The sequence below is a fragment of the Xenophilus sp. genome (assembly GCF_044462705.1).
GTDB classification, from domain to species: Bacteria; Pseudomonadota; Gammaproteobacteria; order Burkholderiales; family Burkholderiaceae_C; genus Xenophilus; species Xenophilus azovorans.
On the sequence record NZ_JBIQNC010000029.1, the window covers coordinates 24,914 to 32,046 of the forward strand.

Genomic DNA, 7,133 nt, shown 5'->3' on the forward strand with positions numbered 1-7,133 from the left:
AAGCGTTCCTTCATGCCGCCGCGGTGCTTCACACGCCCAGGTAGGCGCGCCGCACCGCGGGGTCGTTCATCAGCTGGCTCGACGGGCCTTCCAGGCTCATCTCGCCGTTCTCGAGGATGTAGGCGTAGCGGGCCATCCGCAGCGCCAGGCGCACGTCCTGCTCCACCAGCAGGATGGTCAGGCCCTGTTCGCGGTTCAGCCGCTGGATGGTCTCGAAGATCTGCTCGACCAGCAGCGGCGACAGGCCCATCGACGGCTCGTCCAGCAGGATCATGCGCGGGCGCGCCATCAGCGCGCGGCCGACGGCCAGCATCTGCTGCTCGCCGCCCGAGAGGGTCGAGGCCTTCTGCTCGCTGCGCTCCTTCAGGCGCGGGAAGGTCTCGAACACGCGCTCGAAGTCCTGCGCGACCTCGCCGCGCGAGCGGCGCAGGAAGGCGCCCAGCTCCAGGTTCTCGCGCACGCTCATGTCCTTGAAGACCTCGCGGCCCTCGGGCACCTGCACCAGCCCGCGCCGCACGATCTCGTCCGAGGGGCAGCGGCGGATCGGTTCGCCGTCGAAGAAGATCTCGCCCGCCGAGGGCTCGATCAGGTGCGACACGGCGTTGAGCGTGGTGCTCTTGCCCGCGCCGTTGCTGCCCAGCAGGGCGACGATGGCGCCGCGCTCGACCTTCAGCGACACGTCCTGCAGCGCCTGGATGGCGCCGTACGAGGCGCTGACGCCGCGCAGTTCCAGCATGAGTTCACTCATCGGCGGCTCCCTTGCCGAGGTAGGCCTCGATCACCCGGGCGTCCTGGCTCACCTCGGCGGGCGTGCCCTCGGCGATCTTCTCGCCGAAGGACATGACGGTGACGCGGTCGGAGATCGCCATCACGAGCTGCATCACGTGCTCGACCAGCAGGACGGTGATGCCGTCGTTGCGGGCCAGATCGGTCAGCAGGCGGTCCAGGCTCTCGATGTCGCGGTTGCGCAGGCCGGCGGCCGGCTCGTCCAGCAGCAGCAGGCGCGGCTTGAGGGCCAGCGCGCGCGCCAGCTCCAGCAGCTTCTGGTGGCCGAAGTCCAGTTCGCGGGCGGTGGTGTCGCGGTCGTGGGTGAGGCCCACGCGCTCGATCAGGCTGTCCACCAGCTCGCGCGTGGCCGCATCGGGCCGCCGCAGCAGGCGGCCCGGCGGGTTCGCGCTGTGCGAATAGCAGCCGAGCAGCACGTTCTCGTACACGCTCAGCTCGCTGAACAGCTCCAGGTTCTGGAAGGTGCGGGCCACGCCGAAGCCGGCCATCCGGTTCGGCCGGGCGTGGCTCACGTCCACGCCGTCCAGCACGATGCTGCCCGCGGTGGGCTGGTAGTAGCGCGAGATGCAGTTGAAGGTGGTGGACTTGCCGGCGCCGTTGGGCCCGATCAGGGCGTGGATCGTGCCGCGCTGCACCTGGAACGACAGGTCGTTCACGGCCGTCAGCCCGCCGAAGCGCACCGTGATGCCGCGCACGTCGAGGAAGGGCGCCGCGCTCATGCAGCACCCCCTTGCCGGACGTGCGCCGCCGGCGCCTTCGCCGCCCGCTTCTTCGAGCCGGCGAACAGGCCGCGCGGCTTGAACATCATGAAGCCCAGCAGGATCGCGCCGTACAGGATCTCCTGGATCGACAGCGCCTGGCGCAGCAGCTCGGAGATGATGCCGAAGGCGATGGCGCCGGCCACCGCGCCGCGCACCGAGCCGATGCCGCCGACCACCACCATCGTCAGGATCAGGATGGTGGTCTGGAAGCCCAGGCTCTCCGGGTGGATGAAGGAGATGAACAGGGTGTACATGCCGCCCGCGATGCCGGCGAAGGCCGCCGAGATGACGAAGGCCGCCTGCTTCATGGCGCGCGCGTTGATGCCCATCGCCATGGCGGCGACGTCGCTCTCGCGCACGGCGCGCAGCGCGGAGCCGAACTGCGAGCGCGACAGCCACACCGTCACCCACAGCATCAGCGCCGCGATGGCGATGACGAAGGGATAGGCCTGCAGGTCGTTGGTGAGCGTCAGCCCGAACAGCTGCGCCGGCTGCATGCGCATGCCGTTGGAGCCGTTGGTGACCGACTCCCAGTTGAGGAACACCCACTGCATCGCCTCGCCGAAGGCGAAGGTGGCCAGCGCCAGGTAGATGTCGCGCATGCGCAGCGCCAGGAAGCCGATCACGTAGCCCAGCACCGCCGAGAGCAGGCCGCCGGCCAGGATCGAGACGACGAAGGGCGGGTGCCACGCCGTGTTGATGAGCCCGGCCGTGTAGATGCCGATGCCGTAGAAGGCGGTGTGCGACAGGGCGAACTGGCCGGCCTCGCCGATGACCAAGTGCATGCCCAGCGCGAGCACGACGAAGACCATCAGCAGGTTGACCACGTACAGCACGTAGCCCGTCACCGTGAACGGGAGCACGCACAGCACGGCCAGCAGCGCCAGCAGCGCCAGGTGGTCCAGGGAGAAACGCTTCTTCATACCTTCTTCACCTGCACCTTGCCGCCGAGCAGGCCCTGCGGCCGCACGATCAGCGTCACCAGGATCGCCAGGAAGGGCGCCACCACGATCGCGTTGGTGGAGATGAACAGGCCCACCATGTTCTCGACCACGCCGATCAGCAGGCCGCCGACCACCGCGCCGGGCAGGCTGGTGAAGCCGCCCACGATGGCCGCCGCGTAGGCCAGGATGGCGATGTGCGCGATGTCGGGCGTGACCAGCACCTTGGGCGTGATGAGCAGCGCCGCGATGGCCGAGATCAGCCCGGCCAGCGCCCACACCATCATGCGGATGCGCGACAGGCGGATGCCGACGATCTGCGCCGCGCGCGGGTTCATGCCGACGGCGCGCATCGCCTTGCCGATGCGGGTGTAGGTGAACATGAGGTAGATGAGCGCCATCACCACGACGGCGACGACGAAGATCGCGATGTCCAGCTGCGTCAGGGCCGCGTCGCCGATCAGCACCGTGTCGCTGGAGAACAGCGAGGGCAGCGAGCGCGGCGTGTCGCCCAGGCCGGTCTGGCGCACCAGGCCCTTGAGCACGTAGGCCAGGCCCAGCGTGGCGATCACCAGCTGCACGCCGACGCCGCGCGAGCCGGTCACGCGCTCCATCACGACGCGCTGGAACAGCGCGCCGCCCAGGGCCATGACCGCCAGCGTGAGCGGGATCACCGCCGCGTAGGGCAGGTGCGCCAGCAGCAGCAAGCTCAGCGCCACGTAGCCGGCCATCATCAGCATCTCGCCCTGCGCGAAGTTGGGCACGTCGGTGGTCTTGAACACCGCCACGATGGCCAGCGCGAGCAGCGCGTACACGCTGCCCGTCACCAGCCCCGACAGCAGGCCCTGCTGCAGGAACAGCCAGATCTCGTCGAAGCTCATGCCGTTACTTGGGCTGGTAGGTCCAGGCGCTGGCGTAGCTGCCCGGCACGCGGTTCTTGTTCTCGCCGTCGAACTTCAGGTAGATGGCCGCCTTCTGCGCCGCGTGGTCGGTGGGCGTGAAGGCGATCGGGCCGGCCATCACCTTGGAGTCGAAGTTGAGCTTGGACATCGCGTCGAGGAACTTCTCGCGCGTGGGCTGCGGGCCGGCGGCCTTGAGCGCGTTGACCACCGCCATCGCCGAGGGGATGCCGTAGGGCATGTAGGTCTGCGGGTAGCCCGGCTTGGCGGCCAGGTCCGGGTAGTACTGCTTGTACATGTCGTAGACCCACTTGAGCTGCTCGCCGCCGGGCACGTCGAGCATGACCTCCTGCAGGTAGACGTTCTTGAATGCATCCTTGTTGCCAACGTTCTCGACCAGCTGCTTCAGGTCGGCCGTGCCGTTGACGGCGATGACGATCGGCTTGTTCCAGCCCAGCTCGTGCGCCTTCTTGACCAGCAGGCTCACCGGGCGGGCGTAGGTGGTGACCAGCAGCACGTCGGGGTTGGCGGCGCGGATCTTCAGCATCGGCGCCGTGACGTCGGTGATGTTCGGGTTGATCGACTGCACCTGCAGCGTCGCGCCGACCTTCTTGGCCTGGAACTCGGCGGCCTCCAGGTTCCAGCCGCCGTAGGCGTCGTCGTGGTTGAGGTAGCCGATCTTCTTGGCCTTCAGGTGCTCGGCGGCGAACTGGACCATCGAGCCGCCGACGGCGCGCTGCGAGATGGAGAAGGCGCCGTAGATGTACTTCGACGGCGGGTACAGCGCGCCGTCGCCCGAGGCGTTGAGCATGACCAGCGGGATCTTCTCGCGCTCCACGTACTCGCGCGCGCCCACCACCGGGCCCGAGCACGAGCCGCCGTTGAGCAGGAAGACCTTGTCCTGCTCGGTGAGCTTCTTCACCGCGGCCAGCAGGTCGTTGGCGTTGCAGCGGTCGTCCTCCAGGACGATGTCGATCTTGCGGCCGTGGATGCCGCCTTCCTTGTTGACCTTGTCGTAGTACATCTTCGCCGCGTTGACGACGTCGAAGCCGTAGGCCATCGAGTTGCCCGACAGCGGGCTGAACATGCCGATCCTGATGCTCTTGTCGGTCAGTCCGGGCTCGCTCTGGGCGGCGGCCGCCAGGGCGGTGGCCGCCGCCACGGCGGCGAGGGTGGTCTTGATGAAGGTATTCAAGGGGAGTCTCCTTTGGTCGCGGTCGAATCGTTGCGGGGTCGTCGGGTTCACAGGTCGCCGGCGGCGGCCGACGCGGCGGCGGCTGCGTCTTCCTTCTGGAAGCCGGGGCGGGGGACGAGGCCGAGCCAGTTCTGCGTGAGGGCGCCGTCCACCAGGATGTCCTGGCCGCTGATGTAGCCGGCGCGCTCGCTGGCCAGGAAGAGCACGGCGCCGGCGATGTCGGCCGGCGTGCTGATGCGGCCCAGCGGCACCATGCGCTCGCGCTGGCGGCGCACGGCGTCCTGCGTGTAGATGCCCTCGCTCATGGGCGTGCGGATCATCGCGGGGCTCACCACGTTGCTGCGGATGCCGTGCTCGCCCAGTTCCGCCGCGAGCAGCTGCGACAGCATCTTCACGCCCGCCTTGCTGACGCTGTAGGCGCCGCTGTAGGGCTGCGGGATGGCGCCCGAGATCGAGGCGATGTGGACCATCGCGCCGCCACCGAGTTCGCGCATCTGCCGGCCGAAGGCCTGCGCGCACAGCAGGTAGCCGGTGAGGTTGACCGACAGCAGCCGGTTCCACTTGTCCACGGCGATGTCCATCAGCGCGTCGGCATACAGCGACGCGGCGTTGTTGACCAGCACCGCGGCCGGGCCCCAGGCGCTGTGCACCGCGTCGGCCGCCGCCTGGACGCTGGCGGCGTCGGTCACGTCGCAGGCCAGGGGCAGCACGCTGCCCCCGCACCCGGCCACGGCCGCCGCGGCGCGCTGGGCGTCCAGGTCCAGCAGCGCCACCCGTGCGCCGGCCGCCAGGAGTTGGCGGGCGATCTCCGCGCCGATGCCGCCGCCGGCGCCGGTCACGACGCAGGCGCGTCCCTCCAGGTCCAGCCAGTCCCGATGCCCCTGCGGGGCGTTCGTGCTCTTGTCTGCGCTCGTCACGGTTCCTGTCTGTCAAAAAAACGTCAAGAACCGCAGTATGTATACATGATGGCTAGGTATTCATGGTATTTACCCCTATATCGGGGTATTGAAGGTCCTATATGTATACTTGAAATCGAATGCTCAAATGGTCCGCACGATGAGAACACTGGCCCAGGACGTCACCGAGACGCTGCGCGACTGGATCCTCCACGGCCGCCTGCGGCCGCAGACCCGGCTGGAGGAACTGCCGCTGGCGGAGGAACTGAAGGTGTCCCGCACGCCGGTGCGCACGGCGCTCGCCACGCTCGCCAACGAGGGGCTCATCGACCACCAGCCCAAGCGCGGCTACCTCGTGCGCGGCTTCGACCTGGAGGCCATCGCGGCGGCCTACGACGTGCGCTCGGTGCTGGAGGGGCTGGCCTGCCGCAATGCGGCGGTGCGGGGGCTGACCGAGCAGCAGGCCGCGTTCCTGCAGTCGCGCCTGGCCATCGGCGACCGCATCCTGGCCAAGGGGCGCCTGGAGCCGGAGGACCACGAGCCCTACCAGCAGATGAACGTGGAGATCCACGACACGCTGCTGGAAGCCTCGGGCAACCCGTGGGTCACGCGCTTCGCGGAGCAGGCGCAGAACATCCCCTTCGCGTCCGACCGGATCATCCTGTGGGACGACCACGCCATCATCCTGCGCTCGCACGGTGACCACCTCCGCATCATCGAGGCGGTGCTCGCACGGGACAGCGCGCGCGCCGAGGAGTTGATGCGCGAGCACGTCTACTACGCCGGCCTCATCTTCCGGCGCGACTACCAGAAGCTGCTGGATGCCGGCGACGCGGCGCCGGGCGTGAAGCCGCCGCGGCGGCGCTAGAAGCCCGGCCCCCTTTGCAGGACGCGCCATCGGCCGACAGCGGCCGACCGGCGATGGCGTGGAAGATGCCGGCTTCCTTCGCTCGTGGATGGAGATTCGCGGCCATGGCCTTTCAAGACCCTCCCTCTTCGCCGCTTCGCGGCGGCGCGGCCCTCTCGCTGGGGCCGCTGTTCGCTCCGCACTGGGGATGGATCGCGCTGCGCGGCGTGGCCGCCATCGTGTTCGGCCTGCTGGCCTTCGCGCTGCCCGGGCTGACCGTGGCCGTGATGGTGGCGGTGTGGGGCGCCTATGCCCTGATCGACGGCGTGCTGGCGCTGGTGGCCGGCTGGCGCATCCGCGACAACGGCCGCCCCCTGTGGTCGGTGATCGTGCTGGGCCTGCTGGGCATCGCCGCCGGCGTCGTCACCTTCGTCTGGCCCGCGCTGACGGCGCTCACGCTGATCCTGATCATCGGCTTCTGGGCCATCGCCGGGGGCGTGTTCCAGATCGTCGCTGCCTTCCGGCTGCGCAAGGAGATCGAGGGCGAGTGGCTGTATGCGCTGTCGGGCGTGCTGTCGGTGGTGTTCGGCGTGGCGGTGGTGGCCTCGCCGGGCGCCGGCGCCGTGGCGCTGGCCTGGCTGATCGGCGCCTTCGCCTTCGTCTACGGCGTGCTGCTGGTGCTGCTGGCGCTGCGGTTGCGCACGGCGCGGCGCTGACGCCGCGCAGGCGCATTCAGGAGGCCATTCCCTCCACCATCAGCCGCAGCCGGCGCTGCCCCTGCCACTCGTCCGCATCCAGCCGGAAGGCC

Annotated in this window: 8 protein-coding genes; 2 read left to right on the forward strand and 6 right to left on the reverse strand. The window is 69.2% G+C overall.

The genetic code is table 11. From position 1 onward, the window contains the following. Positions 1-28: 28 nt before the first annotated feature. From ACIY1X_RS07385 to ACIY1X_RS07410, 6 genes are read right to left on the reverse strand one after another with little or no spacing between them, the layout of a single operon-like run. Positions 29-748 (reverse strand): ABC transporter ATP-binding protein, encoded by a 720-nt coding sequence (locus tag ACIY1X_RS07385; protein ID WP_399679441.1) that lies wholly within the window; start codon positions 746-748, stop codon positions 29-31. Further along, on the reverse strand, positions 741-1,505 hold the full coding sequence (locus ACIY1X_RS07390) for an ABC transporter ATP-binding protein (RefSeq protein ID WP_399679444.1): 765 nt from the start codon (positions 1,503-1,505) through the stop codon (positions 741-743). Before ACIY1X_RS07390 ends, ACIY1X_RS07385 begins: the two co-directional genes overlap by 8 nt. Next, entirely contained in the window at positions 1,502-2,470 is a 969-nt protein-coding gene (locus tag ACIY1X_RS07395) for a branched-chain amino acid ABC transporter permease (RefSeq protein WP_399679446.1), read from the reverse strand. Before ACIY1X_RS07395 ends, ACIY1X_RS07390 begins: the two co-directional genes overlap by 4 nt. Continuing rightward, positions 2,467-3,369 (reverse strand): branched-chain amino acid ABC transporter permease, encoded by a 903-nt coding sequence (locus ACIY1X_RS07400; RefSeq protein WP_038205670.1) that lies wholly within the window; start codon positions 3,367-3,369, stop codon positions 2,467-2,469. Before ACIY1X_RS07400 ends, ACIY1X_RS07395 begins: the two co-directional genes overlap by 4 nt. Positions 3,370-3,373: 4 nt before the next feature. Further along, positions 3,374-4,582 carry an ABC transporter substrate-binding protein gene (locus ACIY1X_RS07405; RefSeq protein WP_211260221.1) on the reverse strand — a complete coding sequence of 403 codons (1,209 nt, stop codon included), beginning with the start codon at positions 4,580-4,582 and terminating at the stop codon, positions 3,374-3,376. Positions 4,583-4,629: 47 nt separating this feature from the next. Continuing rightward, on the reverse strand, positions 4,630-5,499 hold the full coding sequence (locus tag ACIY1X_RS07410) for an SDR family NAD(P)-dependent oxidoreductase (protein ID WP_399679449.1): 870 nt from the start codon (positions 5,497-5,499) through the stop codon (positions 4,630-4,632). A gap of 139 nt (positions 5,500-5,638) precedes the next feature. On the opposite strand from ACIY1X_RS07410, the gene ACIY1X_RS07415 reads away from it, so the two are divergent. Both ACIY1X_RS07415 and ACIY1X_RS07420 read left to right on the forward strand, forming a co-directional pair. Beyond that, the gene (locus tag ACIY1X_RS07415) at positions 5,639-6,346 is read left to right on the forward strand and encodes a GntR family transcriptional regulator (RefSeq protein ID WP_399679452.1); all 708 of its coding nucleotides are present in this window, start codon (positions 5,639-5,641) and stop codon (positions 6,344-6,346) included. A 104-nt stretch (positions 6,347-6,450) separates the two neighbouring features. Beyond that, entirely contained in the window at positions 6,451-7,041 is a 591-nt protein-coding gene (locus tag ACIY1X_RS07420; protein ID WP_399679455.1) for an HdeD family acid-resistance protein, read from the forward strand. The last annotated feature ends 92 nt before the right edge of the window (positions 7,042-7,133 follow it).